At 63.2% G+C, this 19,436-nt stretch carries 16 protein-coding genes; 3 read left to right on the plus strand and 13 right to left on the minus strand.

The features are described 5' to 3' along the window. Positions 1-3 precede the first annotated feature (3 nt). On the plus strand, positions 4-1,458 hold the full coding sequence (locus AC1RUK_RS02075; RefSeq protein WP_481836972.1) for a glutamate synthase subunit beta: 1,455 nt from the start codon (positions 4-6) through the stop codon (positions 1,456-1,458). Between the two features lie 156 nt (positions 1,459-1,614). Here AC1RUK_RS02075 and AC1RUK_RS02080 read toward each other — a convergent pair whose 3' ends face one another. Together AC1RUK_RS02080 and AC1RUK_RS02085 are read right to left on the minus strand one after the other, a co-directional pair. Further along, on the minus strand, positions 1,615-2,841 hold the full coding sequence (locus AC1RUK_RS02080) for an SGNH/GDSL hydrolase family protein (RefSeq protein WP_481836971.1): 1,227 nt from the start codon (positions 2,839-2,841) through the stop codon (positions 1,615-1,617). Between the two features lie 26 nt (positions 2,842-2,867). After that, complete coding sequence (locus AC1RUK_RS02085; protein WP_481836970.1) at positions 2,868-4,091, minus strand: lytic murein transglycosylase; 1,224 nt, start codon at positions 4,089-4,091, stop codon at positions 2,868-2,870. 208 nt (positions 4,092-4,299) lie between these two features. On the opposite strand from AC1RUK_RS02085, the gene galU reads away from it, so the two are divergent. Further along, positions 4,300-5,205: a UTP--glucose-1-phosphate uridylyltransferase GalU gene (galU, locus tag AC1RUK_RS02090; protein ID WP_481836969.1), complete on the plus strand. Its 906-nt coding sequence runs from the start codon at positions 4,300-4,302 to the stop codon at positions 5,203-5,205. 157 nt (positions 5,206-5,362) lie between these two features. Here the strand turns inward: galU and AC1RUK_RS02095 are convergent, their stop codons facing one another. Then, entirely contained in the window at positions 5,363-7,135 is a 1,773-nt protein-coding gene (locus tag AC1RUK_RS02095) for an outer membrane beta-barrel protein (RefSeq protein ID WP_481836968.1), read from the minus strand. A 194-nt stretch (positions 7,136-7,329) separates the two neighbouring features. Here AC1RUK_RS02095 and AC1RUK_RS02100 point away from each other — a divergent pair, with 194 nt between their 5' ends. After that, on the plus strand, positions 7,330-8,331 hold the full coding sequence (locus AC1RUK_RS02100; protein WP_481836967.1) for a KpsF/GutQ family sugar-phosphate isomerase: 1,002 nt from the start codon (positions 7,330-7,332) through the stop codon (positions 8,329-8,331). A gap of 6 nt (positions 8,332-8,337) precedes the next feature. Here AC1RUK_RS02100 and AC1RUK_RS02105 read toward each other — a convergent pair whose 3' ends face one another. From AC1RUK_RS02105 to AC1RUK_RS02150, 10 genes are all read right to left on the minus strand, one after another. After that, positions 8,338-8,802 (minus strand): NfeD family protein, encoded by a 465-nt coding sequence (locus AC1RUK_RS02105; protein WP_481836966.1) that lies wholly within the window; start codon positions 8,800-8,802, stop codon positions 8,338-8,340. A gap of 20 nt (positions 8,803-8,822) precedes the next feature. Further along, positions 8,823-9,773, minus strand: a complete 951-nt coding sequence (locus AC1RUK_RS02110) for an SPFH domain-containing protein (RefSeq protein WP_481836965.1) — start codon at positions 9,771-9,773, stop codon at positions 8,823-8,825. A 131-nt stretch (positions 9,774-9,904) separates the two neighbouring features. Next, the gene (hemH, locus tag AC1RUK_RS02115) at positions 9,905-10,963 is read right to left on the minus strand and encodes a ferrochelatase (protein WP_481840173.1); all 1,059 of its coding nucleotides are present in this window, start codon (positions 10,961-10,963) and stop codon (positions 9,905-9,907) included. A gap of 153 nt (positions 10,964-11,116) precedes the next feature. Beyond that, entirely contained in the window at positions 11,117-13,009 is a 1,893-nt protein-coding gene (locus AC1RUK_RS02120; RefSeq protein WP_481836963.1) for a 5'-nucleotidase C-terminal domain-containing protein, read from the minus strand. A 248-nt stretch (positions 13,010-13,257) separates the two neighbouring features. Beyond that, a complete protein-coding gene (gene omp10 / locus AC1RUK_RS02125; protein WP_481836962.1) occupies positions 13,258-13,635 on the minus strand; it encodes an outer membrane lipoprotein Omp10 in 378 nt (125 codons plus the stop codon). 186 nt (positions 13,636-13,821) lie between these two features. Continuing rightward, positions 13,822-15,267: a homospermidine synthase gene (locus AC1RUK_RS02130; protein ID WP_481836961.1), complete on the minus strand. Its 1,446-nt coding sequence runs from the start codon at positions 15,265-15,267 to the stop codon at positions 13,822-13,824. A 154-nt stretch (positions 15,268-15,421) separates the two neighbouring features. Beyond that, positions 15,422-16,363 carry a heme-dependent oxidative N-demethylase family protein gene (locus AC1RUK_RS02135; RefSeq protein ID WP_481836960.1) on the minus strand — a complete coding sequence of 314 codons (942 nt, stop codon included), beginning with the start codon at positions 16,361-16,363 and terminating at the stop codon, positions 15,422-15,424. Between the two features lie 23 nt (positions 16,364-16,386). Next, positions 16,387-17,049 (minus strand): aminotransferase class IV family protein, encoded by a 663-nt coding sequence (locus AC1RUK_RS02140; protein WP_481836959.1) that lies wholly within the window; start codon positions 17,047-17,049, stop codon positions 16,387-16,389. Further along, the gene (locus tag AC1RUK_RS02145; protein ID WP_481836958.1) at positions 16,998-18,143 is read right to left on the minus strand and encodes an aminodeoxychorismate synthase component I; all 1,146 of its coding nucleotides are present in this window, start codon (positions 18,141-18,143) and stop codon (positions 16,998-17,000) included. Before AC1RUK_RS02145 ends, AC1RUK_RS02140 begins: the two co-directional genes overlap by 52 nt. 169 nt (positions 18,144-18,312) lie before the next feature. After that, complete coding sequence (locus tag AC1RUK_RS02150; RefSeq protein WP_481836957.1) at positions 18,313-19,098, minus strand: helix-hairpin-helix domain-containing protein; 786 nt, start codon at positions 19,096-19,098, stop codon at positions 18,313-18,315. Positions 19,099-19,436: the final 338 nt, after the last annotated feature.

Consider the following 19,436-nt stretch of genomic DNA (forward strand, 5'->3'; position numbering starts at 1 on the left):
ACTATGGGCAAGGTAACAGGCTTTCTCGAGATCGACCGGCAGGTGCACAAGTACCAGCCGGCCTCCGACCGCATCCGGCATTTCCGCGAATTCACGCTGCCGATGTCGGACAAGGAGGTTGAGAAACAGGCCGCGCGCTGCATGGATTGCGGCATTCCGTTCTGCCACGGGCCGACCGGCTGCCCGATCCACAACCAGATCCCGGACTGGAACGACCTCGTCTATAATGGCGACTGGGACAATGCGATCCGCAACCTGCATTCGACCAACAATTTCCCGGAGTTCACCGGCCGCATCTGTCCGGCACCGTGCGAGGAAGCCTGCACGCTGAACCTCGAGGACATTCCGGTCGCCATCAAGACCGTCGAGCAGGCCATCGCCGACAAGGCGTACGAGACCGGCCATATCCGGCCCTATCCGCCGGAGAAGAAGACCGGCAAGCGCGTCGCCGTCATCGGCTCGGGGCCTGCCGGCATGGCGGCCGCACAGCAGCTCGGCCGTGCCGGTCACGACGTCCATGTCTATGAGCGCGAGAGCCGTCCGGGCGGGCTGATGCGCTACGGCATTCCCGACTTCAAGATCGAGAAGCACTATATCGACCGCCGCATCGAGCAGATGCAGGGCGAAGGCGTGACTTTCTATTGCGGCGTCAATGTCGGCGTCGACAAGCCTGTGGCCGACCTGCTCGCCGAGTACGACGCGGTGCTCTATTGCGGCGGTTCGGAAACGCCGCGCGCCGCCAGCATCCCCGGTGACGATCTCGGCGGCGTCTACGACGCGATGCCCTATCTGGTGCAGCAGAACAAGCGCGTCGGCGGCGAGCCGATCCAATCTGTTGCGTGGCCTTCGCATCCGATCATCGCCAGCGGCCAGCATGTCGTCGTCGTCGGCGGCGGCGATACCGCCTCCGACTGCGTCGGCACGGCCTTTCGCCAGGGTGCGGTTCGCGTCACCCAGCTCGACATCCGGCCGCAGCCGCCGGAGAAGGAAGACAAGCTCGCGGTCTGGCCCTATTGGGCGACGAAGATGCGCACTTCGTCGTCCCAGGCCGAGGGTGCGGAGCGCGAATTCCAGGTGGCGACGCTCGAATTCATCGGCGAAGAGGGCCAGTTGACCGGGGTCAGATGCTGTGAGGTCGACGACAAGCGCAAGCCGATCGCCGGCACCGAATTCGTCATCCGCGCCGATCTTGCCTTCATCGCAATCGGCTTTGCCGGGCCGGCCGCGGCAGGCGTGGTGGCGGAACTGGACGGGCAGATGAAGATCACCACCGACAGCCGGCGCTCCAGGAATGTCGAGGCCAATGACCACGACTACAGGACCAGCGTTGACAGGCTCTATGCGGCGGGCGATGTGCGCCGCGGCCAGTCGCTGGTGGTCTGGGCGATCCGCGAGGGCCGCCAGGCAGCGCGTTCGATTGACGAGGCCCTCATGGGATCGAGCGTTCTGCCCCGCTGAGACCGTTTGGAAACTTTACTCCTGCGGCCATCGAAGGCGTTTTCTGCGCTTCCGGTGCTCGCGTACCCAAACGTACGCTCCGCTCCGGTCCTCGAAAACACCTTCATATGACTCGCAGGAGCAAGTTTCGAAACGGTCTCCGAGCTTTGCCGTATATCAAGGTTTGATTGCCGTCGTCTTGTCGGTCACAGCGGCAGCCGTGGCGGGCTGGGTCTTCGGCGGCGAGGAAAAATCGTCGGCGCGGCCGGGCGAGGCATCGGGCGCCTTGCCTTCGATGATAAGTTTTTCGCCGGGCAAATTCGGGTTGCCCTTTGCCGGCGGCGCGGCGCCGAGAAGCTCGGAGCCGCCATCGAGCGCTGGATCGCCAAGCAGCATCGGCGGGGTGCGGTCGACCACGATCGGAGCGGCGGCCGGCGCCGGTGCTTCGACCGGTGCGCCAGCTGGGGCGGAGGCTGTCACCGCGCCTCCCGGCGCGGTGATGCCAAGGATCTTCATCAGCGGCTTTTCAGTATAGAAGGCAAGCTTGCGCTTGCCGGCCTTCGACACGTTGATGCCGTCGTCGGAGCGCAGGCGCACCGGCTGGCCATTGATGTCGGGACCGCTGGTGACGAAGGCGCCGTTCTCGTCGACGAAACCGTCCCAGACATCGACGAATTCGCCGCCATGCTTTTGCGCCGCCGAGTGGTAGATGTCGTTGAAGGCCAGCATGTCGGAGGTCATTTTCGAGACCCGGAACGCGGGCATGCCGACCCAGAGGAACGGCACCTTGGCGGCGGCGATGGCGCTGCCGAGCGCATCGGTCCGGCGTTCATATTCCTTGGTCCAGTTTTCCGATCGCGGCTGCTCGCGCACGTCGCCGACCTTCATCTGCTGGCGGTCGTTGGAGCCGAGCATGACGATCACGGCCGCCGGTTTTTCGGTGTCGATCAGCGATTTGATCTGTTCCGGCCAGTTGTAGAAATCGTCGCGCACGAAACCGGATGAGCCGTTGCTGCGCGCAACGATCCTGACGCCGGGGTTTTCCGCAAAGGCGGTGTCCAGACCTTCGGCGAGACCCGCCGCCATGAAATCGCCGACCACCAGGACGACGCGGGCGTCCGGCGTCTTTTCCACGATCGGCGTCGCCGGTTCGGCTGGGAGGCGGGGCCGCGATTTTTTGGCCTTGGGCTTCGGCCTTGCCTTCTGGATGTCGAGCGGTGGTTCGACCCGCTCGCTGCGGCGCGGAAACAAGAGGTCGCGCAGCGACCAGCCGCGATTTTGCTGTTCCTGCGCCAGGGCCGGCGTGTGAAAGGTGCTGGCTGCAGCGACAGCCAGGACGGCGATCGCCAGAATCAGGATCGGCATGCGGCGAAGGATCACCCGGATACGCGCAACCGAAACCAAGTATTTCCTCCGTTTCTAAGGCAGCTCTACTTTTGCCGGAGCCATTTGAGCACTTCCATGCTTGGATAGCCGTCCTGGGTCAAGCCGGTCTTTGCCTGGAAGGCCAGGATCGCGGCTTTCGATCCGTCTCCGATCTTGCCGTCGAACTTGCCGTCATAGTAGCCATGCTCGGAAAGCCGTTGCTGAAGCTCCTGCCTTTCCTCGAAGGTGAGCTTGGTGAAAGGCCGTTTCCAGTCCTGCACCAGACCGCCATAGCCGGCGATTTCGTCGGCAAGAAGGCCGACGGCGAGCGCGTATTTGTCGGCGTTGTTGTAGGCTTTGATGACCGAGAAATTCTTGATCATCAGGAAGGCCGGTCCGCCACGGCCGTCCGGCACCTTCAGCGTCGCCTTGTCGGAGCCGTTCTTGAACGACTTGCCGTTGGCCCTGGCAACGCCGAGCGCCTGCCATTGCGCCAGCGTCTTGGAGCCGCCGGGAAGTTTGCCGGCCGGCAAGGTGACCTCATAGCCCCAGGTCTTGCCCGCCTGCCAGCCGTTCTTCCTGAGCAGGTTTGCGGCTGTCGCCAAAGCGTCTGGAATCGAATTCCAGATGTCGCGCTTGCCGTTGCCGTCCATGTCGACCGCATAAGCCTGATAGCTGGTCGGGATGAACTGGGTGTGGCCCATCGCACCGGCCCAGGAGCCGCTCAGATGGCTTTCGTCGATATCGCCCCTCTGCAGGATCTTCAGTGCCGCGATCAGCTGGGTGCGGGCGAACTTCGAGCGCCTCGGGTCGGCATAGCCGAGCGTCGCCAGCGAGCGGATGACATTGCGCATGATGTCGTCGCGCTTGAGGATCTCGCCATAATTCGATTCCATCGACCAGATGGCGAGCAAGATGTTGCGGTCGACGCCGAATCTGGCCTCGATCCTGTCCAGCCAAGGCTTCCATTTCCTGGCCATCTGCTGGCCGACGGCGACCGACTGGTCATGGACGCGGTTGTCGAAATAGTCCCAGGCGGGAGCGGTGAATTCGGGCTGGGTACGGGCCTTCTCCAGCACCACGGGGTCGATATCGTTGATGTTCTTGAAGGCCTGGTCGTAAAGCGCCCCGGAAACGCCGCTCTGCACCGCCGTAGCGCGGAAGCTGGCAACCCATTGCCGAAACCCGGCATCGGCGAAGGCGGGCCCAGCGGGCATCAGCAGGGCAAGCGAGAGGCTGGCTGCCGTCACGGCGCTTGCCAGGCGCTTTGCGGTGCTGCGAACGGACATCTTTTCCTCCTTCGTCATATCAGGAAGATCATTCATCGCCGAACCCGGTTAGCATTTAGTTTACCATAGGTGGGGTCGGGAACGAAAAGACGCCTCGATGCTTTACGCACTGCAATGTTAGTCCTGCTATTGTTCAGGTCTCGATTCCGGCGCGAAAATGTCTCAGAACGGGATTGCGGAGCAGGCCCTCAAACGGATAATTGACAGCATGAAGAGAGTTCGCAAGGCAGTCTTCCCGGTCGCCGGCCTCGGCACGCGGTTCCTCCCGGCCACCAAGGCCATCCCGAAGGAAATGCTGACCGTCGTCGACCGGCCGGTCATCCAATATGTGGTCGATGAGGCGCGCGACGCGGGGATCGAGCACTTCATCTTCGTCACCGGCCGCAACAAGGCGGTCATCGAGGACCATTTCGACGTCCAGTTCGAGCTCTACGACACGCTTGCGCAGCGCGGCAAGGACGACCAGCTTGCCCGCCTGCAGCGGCTGCAGCCGGCGCCGGGCCAGACCAGCTTCACCCGCCAGCAGGTGCCGCTCGGCCTTGGCCATGCCGTCTGGTGCGCGCGCGAGCTTGTAGGCGACGAGCCTTTCGCGCTGCTTTTGCCCGACATGATCATGCAATCGGAAAAGAGCTGCATGAAGGACATGGTCGAACTCTACGCCGAGACTGGCAACAACATCATCGCGGTGCAGGAGTGCGATCCGGCCGAGGCGCATAAATACGGCATCGTCGGCCGCGGCGAGGATACGCATCACGGCTTCCGCATCACCGGCATGGTCGAGAAGCCGAAGACGGGCACCGCGCCGTCCAACCTGTTCATCAACGGCCGCTATATCCTGCAGCCGGAAATCTTCGGCATCCTCGAAGGACAGGAACGCGGCGCGGGCAACGAGATCCAGCTCACCGACGGGATGCTGAAGCTGGAAAAGCAGCAACCCTTCTACGGCTACCACTATCAGGGCCGCACCTTCGATTGCGGTTCGCCGGAAGGCTTCGTCGAAGCCAATGTCGCCTTTGCCTTGTGGCGCAACGACATGAACGAGAACATGCGTGGTGTCATCCGCACCTTGCTCGATGAGATGAAGCCGTCCGAGCGGCGCGGCGCCGCCCTCTAAGGGCATGCCGATATCCAGGCGATGCCGGCCTGCGAATGGCGGTTTCCTGCGCTTCCGGTGCTCACGTACTTCAAGTACGCTCCGCTCCGGTTCTCGGAACCCACCACTCCCGGCTCGGCCTGACCTGAACCTCAACACCCTGGATATGTATCGGCCTTCAGCGCTGCACCTTCACGCCGAGGAAGATGCTGTTGGCCGTGTAATCGCGCCCCGGCAAATTGCTCGTCTGTTTTTCGGTTCTGGCGCGGGTGGTGAGACCGACATACCGGTTTAGCCACCATGTCAGTCCGGCCTCGGCGCTCAGAATCAGATCATGCCCATCGGAGCCAGCATAATCGCGCCAGCCTGCGGCAAGAACCGCGTTTCCGGTCAGATTGGCGCGGATTTGCCGCTCGCCCAATAGACTGGCAGCATAAAGGAGGTCGCCGCTCTCGCCGGCGGTCGTCGTGCCCTCGACGGTCGTCAGTGCGAGGAGGCCGATCGTGGTGCCGCGCTCGGGCGACCATTTGAGGCCGGCGTTCAAGGTCGGGCCTGAAATTGGTTGCAGACGGCTGTCGTCGAACGTCTCCGTCAGCCAGCCGGCCGAGAACTCGCCGACAAGTTTCTCTCTCAGGTCGAGTGCGACACCGGCTCGGGCACCAATCCCTTTCGAGGAGCGCTCATAGCCGTTTGTATCGAATTGCTGATCATAGGCTCGGCGACCGACCTGGACTTCGGTGAAGGGCGTGATGGCCGGGGAGATTTCATAGCCAGTGCGCAAGGTCGCCGTATAGAGCGTCGAGTCGCGGTCTTTCTGCGACAGCGAGCCGCCCATCGAGAGCTCGGCGTCGCCATAGATGTCGTGTTCGACCGCACCGGTGAGGCCCAAGCGTAGCTTGCCGACATCCTTCACGAGGGCGAGGCCGCCGTTGACGGTCTGGCGGACCGGCTGTTCGACGGTGCCGACAATGACGACTGGTGAGGAGGCCGATTCCGGCACGGCCTCGTAGCCGAGTGTGGCGATCGCACGCAGTTCGTTGTCAAGATCGACGTTGAGCGTGCCTTCAACGCGGCCTAGCGCGTCGTGAACCTCGTCGCCGGATATGGTGTTGCGAAATATGCCATAGCCGTCGATCGTTGCCGAATTCTCTTGCCAGTCGGAGATGGCGTTGAAGCGTAGCGCCGTTTCCGACAGCAATGCGGGTTTGCCGCCGCTGCTCAAATCGGCGTTCGACGAGGCCGTCAGTCCTTGCTCCAGCGTCGGCCTGATCACGAAGGAGCCGATCTTGATGCCGGTCGCAGCGAACGGGTCGTCCTCGATCTTCCTGTCCAGACCTTCGATGGCCCCGGTGCGCTCGGCGCCGGGGTCCAGCTCCTGACGGTCGGCGCTGTCGATGGTGACGGCACGGGGGTTGGCGCCGTCCTGGTCCTCGTCGGTGGTGCCGGTATCGTCGGTGGCAGCCGTCGTCGCCGTGTCGGCCTGTTGGTTGGCCTTCTTCTTTATCTTGCCCTTTTTGGTCTTGTCCCCGGCGGCGTCGGCGCGCTGTTTCGCGTTCGAGGGCCGGCGCGGCTTGACCGGAGCCGCCTCGTCGCCAAGCGTGTCGTCGGTGGCAGCGGGCTGATCGAAAATGCTGCCGGTCGCGCCTGTCGCGTCGGTGTCGTCAGGCACCGCGCCGGGGCTGGCCGGCTGGTAGGTGTCCGCCGGCGCGTCGTCCGTTGCGGCTGCGTTCGCTTGTGCCTGCTGGTCTTGGGAACTGGCCATGCCCAGCTGTCTGGCCTTGCGCTGCTGGTCGGCCAGGATCGCTGATTCCGAAACCTCGCCGCGCAGCTCGGTTTCCTGGGCGTGGAGCGGTATTGGCCGCAGCAAAGCAAGGACACTGGCCGCCAGCAGCAGAGTGCTGACGGTTGTGTCCCTGAGACCTCGTTTCGTTCCAGGCTGGGCCCGCGACATCGTCACCACTGCTTGCGCGCCACATGCGCGCCATACTTACCGAACCGTAAATGGGGATGGTTAACCAAGGGTTGAGGCGGCTGCTGTCAGGCCGGTCCGTTGGCGTGATTTCCAGGTCCGCGCAAGTTCGAGATGGGACGTCGGCAGCCATTTCTGTTGGACAGGCGGGCGGCAAAGCGCTAATCGCATCAGCCATGCATGCGGGGTCCCCAGAAAAGAAGCAGCCGGACAGGCAGGCTGCGATCGATTCGGCGCTGAGAACGGTGGCAACCGAGCACGCCGGTGTCGCAGCACTTGCCGCGGCGCTCGAAGACGGGCTGGCCGAGCCATTCGCACGGGCCGTCGACATTGTCTCGCAGATCGACGGCCGCGTCATCGTCACCGGCGTCGGCAAGAGCGGCCATATCGGCTCGAAGATCGCCGCGACGCTTGCCTCGACCGGCACGCCTGCCTTCTTCGTGCATCCGGCCGAGGCCAATCATGGCGATCTCGGCATGATTGCCAGGGATGATGCCATCATCGCCATGTCATGGTCGGGCGAGAGCAAGGAACTGATGGGGATCGTCGCCTATTCCAGGCGCTTTTCGATCCCGCTGATCGCGGTAACATCCGGCGCGACGTCGGCGCTGGCGCGCGCGGCTGACGTCGTACTGCTTTTGCCGCCGGCACCTGAAGCATGCCCGCATGGGCTTGCGCCGACGACATCGACCCTGCTTCAACTGGTGATGGGCGATGCGCTGGCCATCGCGCTGCTCGAGGCGCGCGGCTTCACGCCGGATCATTTCCGCACCTTCCATCCCGGTGGCCAGCTCGGCGCCAACCTGACGCAGATCCGTGAGATCATGCATGTCGGCGACAGGCTGCCGTTGGTGCCGACGGGGACCGGAATGCAGGACGCGATCCTCGAATTGTCGCGCAAGGGGTTTGGCTGCGTGGCGATAACAGCAGGGGACGGCGCGCTGATAGGCATCATCACCGACGGCGACATCCGCCGCCATATCGCCAACGATCTGTTGTCGATGAGCGTCGATCAGGTGATGACCAGGAAGCCGAAAACGGCGAGCCCGGACACGCTGGTGGCGACGGCGCTGCAGACCATCAACACCTCGGCCATCACCAGCCTGATGGTGGTCGAGGACGGACGCCCGGTCGGCCTCGTCCACCTGCATGACCTGCTGCGCATCGGAGCAGCCTGAAGGAACTCAGACAGCTTCGACTGTCAGTTCCAGATCGGTATCGGCGGCGCCCGTCACGCGCACCTGCGTGCCGGCCGGCATGTCCGGACCGGAAACGCGCCACAGCGTGTCGCCGAGTTTGATGCGGCCGCGGCCGTCCTTGATCGGCTCGGCAAGTGTCGCCATCTTGCCGACCATCTGGGCGCCACGGCGGTTGAGCAGCGGCTGGTCGGTTGGATCATTGCGACCGCCCACCAGCTTCTTGCCGACATAGGCGGAAACCAGCGACAGAGCGAGGAAGGCGAGCACCTGGATCTGCCAGGTCCAGAAGCTTGCATCCCAGATCAGCAGCGACACGGCGCCGATGATGAGCGCGGCGATGCCGATCCACAGCATGAAAATGCCGGGCGCGATAACTTCCATCACCAGCAGGACGAAGCCGAGAACCATCCAGTTCCACGGCCCAAGTTCGGAAATGATGCGGTCGAGCATGCGAATGTGCTCCTACGATCTCAATTCTCGCTAGGACGAACGACCGGAGGGCGTGCCGCCTGCCTTTGCGCGCCGGTCGTGCCTTCGCTGCGAAAGACTTCCTTGGCGATCTCGCCGATGCCGCCAAGCGTGCCGATCAGCGATGAGGCTTCCAGCGGCATCAGCACAACCTTGCTGTTGGTGGCCGATCCGATCCTGGTCAACGCTTCGGTGTATTTCTGGGCGACGAAGTAATTGAGCGCCTGAACATCGCCCTTGGCGATAGCCTCTGAGACGACCTGCGTGGCGCGCGCCTCGGCCTCGGCCGACCGTTCGCGTGCCTCGGCATCGCGGAAGGCGGCTTCCTTGCGGCCTTCGGCCTCGAGGATCTGCGACTGTTTGAGACCTTCGGCGGCGAGGATCTGCGCGCGCTTGTTGCGTTCTGCCGTCATCTGCCGACCCATCGATTCGATCAGGTTGGCCGGCGGGTTGATGTCCTTGATCTCGACGCGGGTGATCTTGATGCCCCACGGGTGTGCCGCCTCGTCGACGACGCGCAGCAGGCGTTCGTTGATCGCGTCGCGGTTCGACAGCAATTCGTCGAGGTCCATCGAACCCATGACGGTACGGATGTTGGTCATCGTCAGGTTGAGGATGGCGTTCTGCAGGCCGGAGACCTGGTAGGCGGCCTGCGCCGCGTTGAGGATCTGGAAAAAGGCGATGCCGTCGACGCCGACGATGGCGTTGTCGCGGGTGATGATCTCCTGGCTCGGAACGTCGAGCACCTGCTCCATCATGTTCATCTTGGCGCCGATACGGTCGATGAAGGGGATAATGAAATTGAGGCCTGGGCTCAGTGTCTTAGTGTAGCGGCCGAAGCGCTCGACCGTATAATTGTAGCCTTGCGGGATTGTCCTGATGCCTTTGACAAGAAGCACCAATACCAGAAAGGCAAGCGCACCAATCGCGATATCGAAACCGCTGAAGCCCATTTCGTTTCTCCCTCAATAGGCACCGACTTCACGGAATCACTTAAGTGTGTTTCCGCGACGTTACAATCAGGTGATCACGAATATTGGTTAGCGAAGGCTTTTGCGCACCGGTTTCGTGCCGCCGAAGCCCGTCAGACCCAGCCGGCCAGTTCGCGCCGCACTATCGCCTCGATCACCGCCATGCCTTCGGTGCTGTCGTTGAGGCAGGCGATGTGGGCGAATTTCTCTCCGCCGGCGTGATGGAAGGTTTCGGCGGCCTCGCGGCCGATCTCGTCCAGCGTCTCGATACAATCGACGGAAAAGCCCGGATTGACGATGGCGATCGACTTCACGCCGTCATGCCCGAGTTTCTCCACCGTCTTGTCGGTATAGGGCTGCAGCCATTCTTGCGCGCCGAACCGCGACTGGAAGGTGGTGATCAGTCTTTCGTCGCTCCAGCCGAGCTTTTCGCGCAGCAGCCGCGTCGTCTCCAGGCAATGGGCCTGATAGGGATCTCCCTTGTCGGAATAGGGTTTTGGAATACCGTGATAGGAGGTGATGACCACCTCCGGTTCGAAGTCGAGGCCTGCAAGGTACCGCTCGATCGAACGGGCGAGCGCCTCGATGTAGACGGGCTCGGCATAGTAGGGCGGCACGCTGCGGATCGCCGGTGCCGCCCGCATCTTCATCAGCGCGCGAAACAGCTGGTCGTTGGCGGTCGCCGTCGTCGTTGCAGAATATTGCGGATAGAGCGGGAAGGACAGGATGCGGTCGCAGCCTTGCTCGACCAGTCTTTGGGCGACGCTCGCGGTCGAGGGATTGCCGTAGCGCATCGCCCAGTCGACGACGATTTCGGGCAGGTCACCGAGCGTCTGGCCAAGCTTCTCGCCCTGGGCGCGGGTGTAGGTGCGCAGCGGCAACTCATTGCGCTCCCGGTTCCAGATCCTGGCGTAGTTGGCGCCGGACTTCTTCGGCCTGGTGGTCAGTACCAGACCATAGAGGATCGGGTACCAGATCGCCTTGTTGAGTTCGATCACCCGCGGATCGGAGAGGAATTCCCTGAGATAACGCCACATCGGCTTGAAGTCGGTGCCGTCGGGCGTGCCGAGATTGATCAGCATGACGCCGATTTTGCCCGCCGGCACATGACCCGCCGGCGGCGGGCCAGGCGCCTTCACGGCTTTCGGATCGGCGGGGCTGGAAAGCGTCATAAAGGTCTCCGGACACTGCGCCAGACCTGCGGTGTCGCGGCGAAACTAACGATGTCGCGCCGGTTTTCAATGCTGCGTCTGGCCGCACCTTACCCCGAAAGCAGAACACCCGCCTGGTTTCCCAGACGGGTGTTGTGCGTTTCTGCGAAAGGACTACTTCGCCGCGGGCGGAATGGTCAGGGTCGCGCCGAGCGGCAGACGGCGCGGCTCGTAGCCCTTGTTGGCTTCGGAAATCGCCTTCCACTTGGTGCCGTCGCCATAGGCTTTCTTGGCCAGGTCCCAATAGGTGTCGCCGGCGACGATGACATGGCCGGCTTCGGCTGGCGCGGCCGGGGCAGCCTCTGCCGGCTTGGCGGGTTCCGCGGCCGGGGCCTGTGTCGCAGGCGCCGCCTCGGCGGGTCTGGCCGGTTCGGCCGCGGGAGCCGCCGCAACGGTCGCGGCGATCTCGGTGATGCGGCCGTCGAGCTTCGGCGTATAGGGCCGGTGCGCGCCAAGATAGTCGGCGACCACCTGCTCCAGGCCCGGACCGTAATCATAGGCATTCTGGGCCTTTTCGGCGAAGACCTTGTAGCCGTCGCCGCCCTGGCGGACATAGTTGTTGGTGGCGACCAGATAGTCCTTGTCCGGATTGAGCGGCGTCCAGGCGCCGCCTTCCATGACTTCGACCGACTTGACGCGTCCGGCATTGGGCGCGACCGACTTGTCGAAGGAATATTTCAGGCCGGCGACCTGCGGGAAGCGCCCGGCCCCGTCCTCGATCTGGCTGAGGCCGCTTTCCAGCCCGGCCACGAGATCCTTGCCCGAAATCTTGAATGTCGCCAGCGTGTTCTGGAACGGCAGCACGGTCAGCACTTCGCCCATGGTCACGGTGCCTTGGTCGATCGAGGCGCGCAGGCCGCCGCCATTCGAGATGACGATCTCGACGCCCTGGCCCTTGACGCGGTCAAGGATGGCATCGGAGACGAGATTGCCCATCTCGCATTCGCGGGCGCGGCAATTCTCGCGGCTGCCGTCGATCGGCTTGGTGGTCTCGGCCACCTCCTTGTTCTTCAACTCCTCGATCGGCGCACCGAGTTCCTTGATGCGGGCAAGCACGGCGGGATCGGGCGTGATCGACTTGTCGAGAAAGATCGGATCGCCGCTGGCTTCCTTGACGACGCCATTGTCGTCGAACACGACCTTGAACTCGCCGAGATATTTCGAATAGGACGCCGCCTGCACCACCGGCACCTTGTAGCCATCCGGATTGTCGACCATCGTCGGATAGGGGCCTGCCGCCTTCGGATCGGTGTTCGACAAAAGCGTATGGCTGTGGCCGCCGACCACCACGTCGATGCCGGGGATCTTGGCGATCACGTCGCGCTCGCGGTTGTAGCCGATATGGGTCACCGCGATGATCTTGTTGACGCCTTCGCCCTTCAGTTTCTCGACCTCTGATGTGATCGACTTGACGTCGTCCTCAATGGTGATGTTGGGGCCGGGGGAAGCGAGTTCCGGCGTGTCGTTGGTGACGGCGCCGATGATGCCGATCTTCTGGCCGCCGACTTCGACCACGATCGAAGGCTTGACGCGGTCGCCGAGTTTGGATTGGGCGTTGGCCTTCACATTGGCGCCCAGCACGGGAAACTTGATCATGTCGAGGAACGGCGCAAGTGCGGTCTCGCCATCGTCGAATTCGTGATTGCCGAGCTCCATGGCGTCGAATTTCATCTCGTTGAGGAACTCGCCTTCGACCTTGCCCTTGTAGGTCGTGTAGAACAGCGAACCCTGGAAATTGTCGCCGGCGCTGAGCAGCAGCACGTTCTGGCCTTCCAGCTTCTTGCGCTCCTGCGCGATTGCGGTAATCAGGCGGCCGGCGCCACCGATGCATTCGCCCTTGGTCTCCTCTTCGGCCGAACAGGTCGACTCGTATTTGTTGTTGCCCTCGATGCGGCTGTGCCAGTCGTTGATATGCAGGATGTTCAGTGTGTAGTCGGCAAAGGATGCGCCGGCCGACAGGCCAAGCGTGGATGCCGAAAGGGCGGCAATGGCGGCAAACTTCTTCATATTCGTCTCCCGGATGGACCTGACCAGAGGCATTTAACGCCCTTGCTTGACTGGGGCATAACAGCCAGCTTTTGCGTCATGTTCACATCGCGTTTTCATCGATGCAAGCGGAAATCAGGACGATGTTTGCCGGCATAAGAAAGACGGCGGCTCGCGCCGCCGTCTTTTGGATGGGATCGATGTCGCACTGGGCTTTTTCAGCCGCATTTCCTACGACGCCAAGTGAATTCACCTGGCTGGAAAATGCTTTAGGCCCGGCGCGTCAGCACGAAATTCTGCCCGGCCGCGCTGGTGCAGTTGAGCTGGCTGGTGGAGACCATCAGGCAGTTGAAGCTGACCGGCGTCTGGCGGATCAGCGAGGTGCCGTGGATCTCGACCGATGTGGCACCGGTCATGGTGTAGCTGCCCTCGGCGAGCTTCTGGCCGGTATCGGTCGCGACGGTGGCGAAGCTGCCGGCCGCGAAGGTCGACAGACCGGTGCCCTTGGCATCGATCCAGGAACCTTCGACGCCTTTCGATCCAGACGCCATCGGCGGCGCCTCGGGGCCGCCCGTCATGCAGCCGGCAAGCATGGTCGCCAGGGCGCCAGCCATGCCCATAGAAAGAACTTTGCGCGCAATCGTCATTTCTAAAAACCCTCTCCTCACCCATCGGCCCGAAAATCGGTTCGATTTTCGGAAAGCACGATGCGAACACCAAAGTGCTAGAGCGTACTTTGTGCGTCCAAGTGGACGCACGTCGCTCTAGGCCGCATCCTTCAATCGCCCGATTTCCGGGCGATTGCAAGGCAGTCGGACATGCTGGTGGAAGCGCTATCGCACCAGGATGTTGCGGAATTGCCACGGGTCGTTCTGGTCGAGATCCTCGGGGAAAAGGCCCGGGCGGTTATCGAGCGGCGTCCAGTCGGTGTAATAGCCCTTGACCGGCCCGAGATAGGGTGACTGCACTTCCAGGCAGCGCTTGTAGTCCATCTCGTCGGCCTCGACGATGCCGGCCTCGGGATTCTCCAGCGCCCAGACCATGCCGGCGAGCACCGCAGACGTGACCTGCATGCCGGTGGCGTTCTGATAGGGCGCCAGCTTGCGCGCCTCGGCCAGCGACAACTGCGAGCCATACCAATAAGCGTTCTTGTCGTGGCCGTAGAGCAACACGCCAAGCTCGTCGACGCCGTCGACCAGTTCGTTCTCGTCAAGCACGTGATGCACGGGCTGCGACTTGCCGGCGGCGCCGAACATCTCGTGCAGCGACAGCACGGCGTCATTGCAGGGATGATAGGCATAGTGGCAGGTCGGGCGGTACTGGACCTTGCCCTTCTTGCCGCGCACGGTGAAGAAATCGGCGATCGAGATCGCCTCGTTGTGCGTTACCAGGAACCCGTATTGCGGGCCGGGCGTCGGGCACCATGAGCGCACGCGCGTATTGGCGCCGGGCTGCTCCAGATAGATCGCGGCCTTGGAGCCGTGCTTGTGCTTCTTGCCGTTCTTCGGCATCCATTTCTCATGCGTGCCCCAGCCGAGCTCGGCCGGCTGCAAGCCTTCCGAGATGAAGCCCTCGACCGACCAGGTGTTCCAGAACACGTTCATCGGCTTCGGCTTCTTGGTGCGCTGGGTGTCGCGCTCGGCGACGTGGATGCCCTTGACCCCGGCCTTCTTCATCAGCCTGGCCCAGCCTTCGCGGTCGTCCTGCGCCGGCTCGGAAAATTCGAGGCCGAGATCGGTGGCGAGGTTCAGCAATGCCTGCTTGACGAACCAGGAGACCATACCGGGATTGGCGCCGCAGGTCGAAATCGCCGTCGCACCGCCTGGCTTCTCGTGCTTTTCCTTGATCATCGCTTCGCGCAGCGCGTAGTTGGTGCGGCTGGCATTGTCGGCCTTGGCATCGAAATAGAAACCGAGCCACGGTTCCACGACCGTGTCGATGTAGAGCACGCCGAGCTTGCGGCAGAGCCGCATCAGGTCCACCGAGCCGGTGTCGACCGACAGGTTGACGCAAAAACCCTGGCCGCCGCCATTGGTCAGAAGCGGCGTCAAAAGCTTCTTGTAGTTCTTCTCGGTCACCGCCTCCTGGACGAAAGCGATGCCGCGTTCGTCGAGCAGCTTGCGGTCGGTGTCGCGCGGGTCGATGACCGTCATGCGCGACTTGTCGAACTTGAAATGGCGTTCGATCAGCGGCAGCGTTCCCCGTCCGATCGAGCCGAAGCCGACCATCACGACCGGGCCGGTGATCTCACCGTAAACGGGCCAGTTTTCATTCGCCATTTTATCGAACACTCCTTCAAAACATAGACAAAGCCGGGGCAAAATACGAGCAAAGCCCGGCATTTGCGCCGGACGGCCAAGCGCTACACCACAGATCATTGTCATAAACCAGTGAAAAGCGCCAACCGCCGGCCAGGCCGGCTTGGCAGCGTGGTTAAGCCGTGTTGGCCATGTCGTCGAGGAAGGCGACCAGCCGGTCGCGGTCGGCCGTTAGTCCCTTGTAGTCGAGCTGGGCCTGGTCAAGCTCCTGAAGCTGCGCGGCAAAGGACACGGCCAACGCCTGCCTGTCAGGGTGGCTGGCCAGCACCTTGAGCGGATCGAGATGGATGCGGATGGTGAACAACACATCGCGCGAGACCGGCAGCTTCCTGAGCGTCTGCCGCTCGACGCGGATGAAGGCGTGGGCGTTGACGTCGCCGTCAGGGAAGCGCGTGGGGCGGTTGGTGGCGCGGTCGATGCGCTCGGTATTGGAGAGCGGATGATAGAGCGCGTCGCCGGCCTGGATCGACCAATTGTAGCGTTCGACCGCCTGGCCCTGCAGGCCGTCGAACATACGGTTGATGAGATCGGCCGGTCGCGTGCCCGGTCCGAAACCCGGCACCGGCGCATGGATCTGTTGCAGCGGCTTGCCGAATTTTTCGCAGAGCGACCATGACGAAGGAAAACAGAGTGAGCCGGCGACCAGGCGCCAGCCGCTTTCGTCGCGCCGCATCAGAATCAAGTCTTCCTGCACCAGCAGCGACGCTGCGAACAGCGGGGCGTCAACAAAGTCCCCAGCCGGGCCTGCGCCGTCAATCTTGCCTTTGGCGCCGATCACCTTGATGCGCGCGCTCGAGCGCCGATAGATGTCAGGATGCTTCGCCAGCAGATGCTCGCCGAGCAGGTCGAGCACTTCGCGCTGCGCGTCGTGCGTGCCGTCTTCCTCGACAAAAACCTTCTCGGGAATCTCCGCATAGAGCCTGCGCTTCTCGGCGAGATGCGGCAGCAGGTGCTCGTCAACCTCTATCCACCTGTGCGGGTCGAGCGGCTTCAGCCCGATGGTGAAGAGTTTCGACGAGCCGTCATAGGGCGTATGGGTGGGCTGGTAAGAGTTCATGCTTCCTTGAATCCAGCCTGCCATCAGCCAAGCCGCGCCGGGATCAATCCGCGCAGCGAATTGCCGACATAGATCGCCCTGGCCGATTTCAGATCGTCAAAACTGTAGATCGCTTCGCTGGCGCGGCCTTCGTCCAGCAGCTCGCCGCGCAATACGCCAGGCAAAAGGCCGCAGTCGAGGCGGGGCGTCACCAGTTGGCCGTCGCCGAAGTCGGCGAAGAGATTGGTGATCGTGCCCTCGCAGAGTTCACCGCGCTCGTTGGCTAAAAGCACCTCGTCGGCCTGGGTGACGAGATATTCGGCACGCGCCCGGATGTAGGTCTGTCGGCGAGTGGTCTTGTGGCGCAACAGCGTATCGCTGGAATCGAGCCGCATCCGCGCCAATTGCAGCCTCCAGACCTTGTCGGCCGCCAGCGGTTCGTAAGGCTGCACCGAGGCCGTCGCCTCGCCATTGCGCGCCAGCACAAGGCGCGTGCGCAGCGCAACCGTTTGCCGGCCAACTGTGTTCATGAGCACTTCGCCCACCCGTTGCGGATCGCAAGCGAAGCCCAGCTCCGCCGCCGAGCCATAGAGCCGCGCGAGATGGCGATCGAAGCGCAGGAAGCCTGAGCTGGGTTCCCAGCGCATGGTCTCGATCAGCTCGAAACCGGTGGCGTTCCCGTCGCGAAGCGTGCTTTCAGCAGACACTCCCGATACTCCTCCTCAGCTGTGGAATCGAAGACGACGCCACCGCCGACATTGTAGACGGCCTCGCCGCTGGAAAAGAGCGAGATGGTGCGGATCGCCACGGAAAAGCGCATCGTGCCGCCGGGCGCGATCCAGCCGATGGCGCCGCAATAGACGTCGCGCGGCACGCCTTCCAATTCGCGCAGTATCTCCATGGCGCGTATTTTTGGCGCGCCGGTGATCGAGCCGCAGGGGAAGAGGGCGGAGAAGATCTGGCGGATGCCGACCTCCGGCAGCAGCCGTGCGCGCACACGGCTCACCATCTGGTGCACCGTCGGATAGGTCTCGATGCGGAACAGTTCGGGCACCTCCAGCGTGCCGACCTCGCTGATCAGCGAGATGTCGTTGCGCAGCAGGTCGACGATCATCCGGTTCTCGGCCTGGTTCTTCTCGTCGTTGCGCAGGAACGCCTTCAGCTTGGTGTCCTCGGCCTTGGTCGCGCCGCGCGGCGCCGTGCCCTTCATCGGATGCGTCTCGATCATGCCGCCGGCGTCGATCTCGAAGAACAGTTCGGGCGAGCGCGACAGCACGATCGGATCGCCGAGCGCAACCAGCGCGCCATATTTTACCGGCTGGCGCTCGGTCAGCGCATCGAAGGCGGCGAGCGGATCGCCCGACCATTGCGCGTTGACCGGAAAGGTCAGGTTGCCCTGATAGCAGTCGCCCTTGCGGATGTGATCGTGCAGCCGCGCGAAGCGCCTTGCGTAATCTTCGGCGGACCAGGCGGCCCTGGCGTCGAAGATCGGACCGTTGGTGGCCGGCGCACGATTCTGGGGCAGGGCCTGCTCGATCGGAGCATCGAAGACGCCGAGGCAGACCAGCGGCGCGCGCCGGCCCTCAGGGAGCAGCGGCACCAGTTTCGGCTCGAGCAGGTAACCCGCTTCGTAGGAAAAATGGCCGGCCAGCCATTTGCCCGCGTCGCTTGCCGCCTGCGCGGCTTCCAGCGCCGGCAGGAAATCCTGCGCCTTATGCGCTTTGATGATTTCGGCCGGATGGTCGAAGACGAGCTGACGCGCGCTCTCATCATTGCGGAAGATGGCGGAGGGCAGGGACATTGCGACTCGGGATGCTGCGGTCTGTGACGCCAGCGATCGCTCTATATGGGGGCTCGCGCGCGTGCAATCGAGAGAGCGGCGTCCAAGGACGCAAAGGTGGCACGGCTACAAAACAATGGTGGCACCGAGGCGCGCCGCCATTGTGTCTACAGCCCGCAGCTGAATATGGTCAGGTGTTGTTGGCGGTTCCCGCGGTCGGGAAGCGGCGGGCGAATTCCTTTTCGTCGCCGGCGGCCAAAAGCTTCGCCTGGTCGATCCACTGCTCACGCGCGATACGCCCGTCGAAATTCAGCACGTCTTCGATCCGCTTGACGTCGGCGGCCGTCCAGGCGGCGATCTCGGCGTAGGTGGTGACCCCCAGGCCCTTGAGCAGCTTTTCGTTGACAGGGCCGATGCCGATCAAGCGGCGCAGATTGTCGGCCTTGCCGGCTGCCGCCTTGGCCGACGCCGGTGCTTCTTTCTTCGTCGCGGCTGGCTTGGACGCAGCAGGCTTTGGTGCAGCAGCCTTGGGGGCGGCGGCTTTCGCTGCCGGCTTTGGCGCGGCTGCCGACTTGGCAGCGGCGGGCTTCTTGGCCGCGGCGGCAGGCTTGGCAGCGGCAGGCTTGGCAGCGGGCTTGGCGGCAGCGGGCTTGGCGGCGGCGGGTTTGGCCGGAGCAGACTTTGCCGTCGCGGGCGTCGACATCAGCGCTGCCGGCGCCTGGGCGGAGGCCTTCGCAGCGCCGGATGCGGCGGGCGCTTCGCCCAGCCGGCGCTCGAGATCGGCGCGGGCACGTCCACATGCATCCAGTTCGCCGCTCAGCCGGTCGGCATCGGCACGCAGCTTGTCACGCTCACTGCGCGTGCGATCCAGATCGCCGCGCAAACTGTCGAGCTCGCCGCGCAGGCGACCCCAGAGGAACCAGCCAACCAACACACCTACAACGAACGCCAGGAGCATGTAGAAAAAAGTGCCCATTGTCTCTCTCCACTCCGATCCGTCTGCCGTGGCCGGAGTGATGACCTTGGCGCAAGGACCATTCAAAGGTGGTTCCGCGGTTGACGGAACTGCCGGCTTCAATCGAGCTGTCGGCGATCGGGTTTTGCGCGCCCATGGCCAACGGCCGCCATCGCATTCGCCAAGGCGCCACGACCGGCCGAGAGTGTTCCTGGCCTGAGCAGTGTGTCCGGCTGAGCTTGAGGCGGGACGCTATCATACGGCCTGCGGAAAGCTAACGGAAAAATCCCACGGAGAGTTATTCAAGAACAGATATTTAGGACAAGAATAGAACGGTCCCAACATGCGCTTCGGCTAAT

Source organism: Mesorhizobium monacense, from assembly GCF_056781675.1.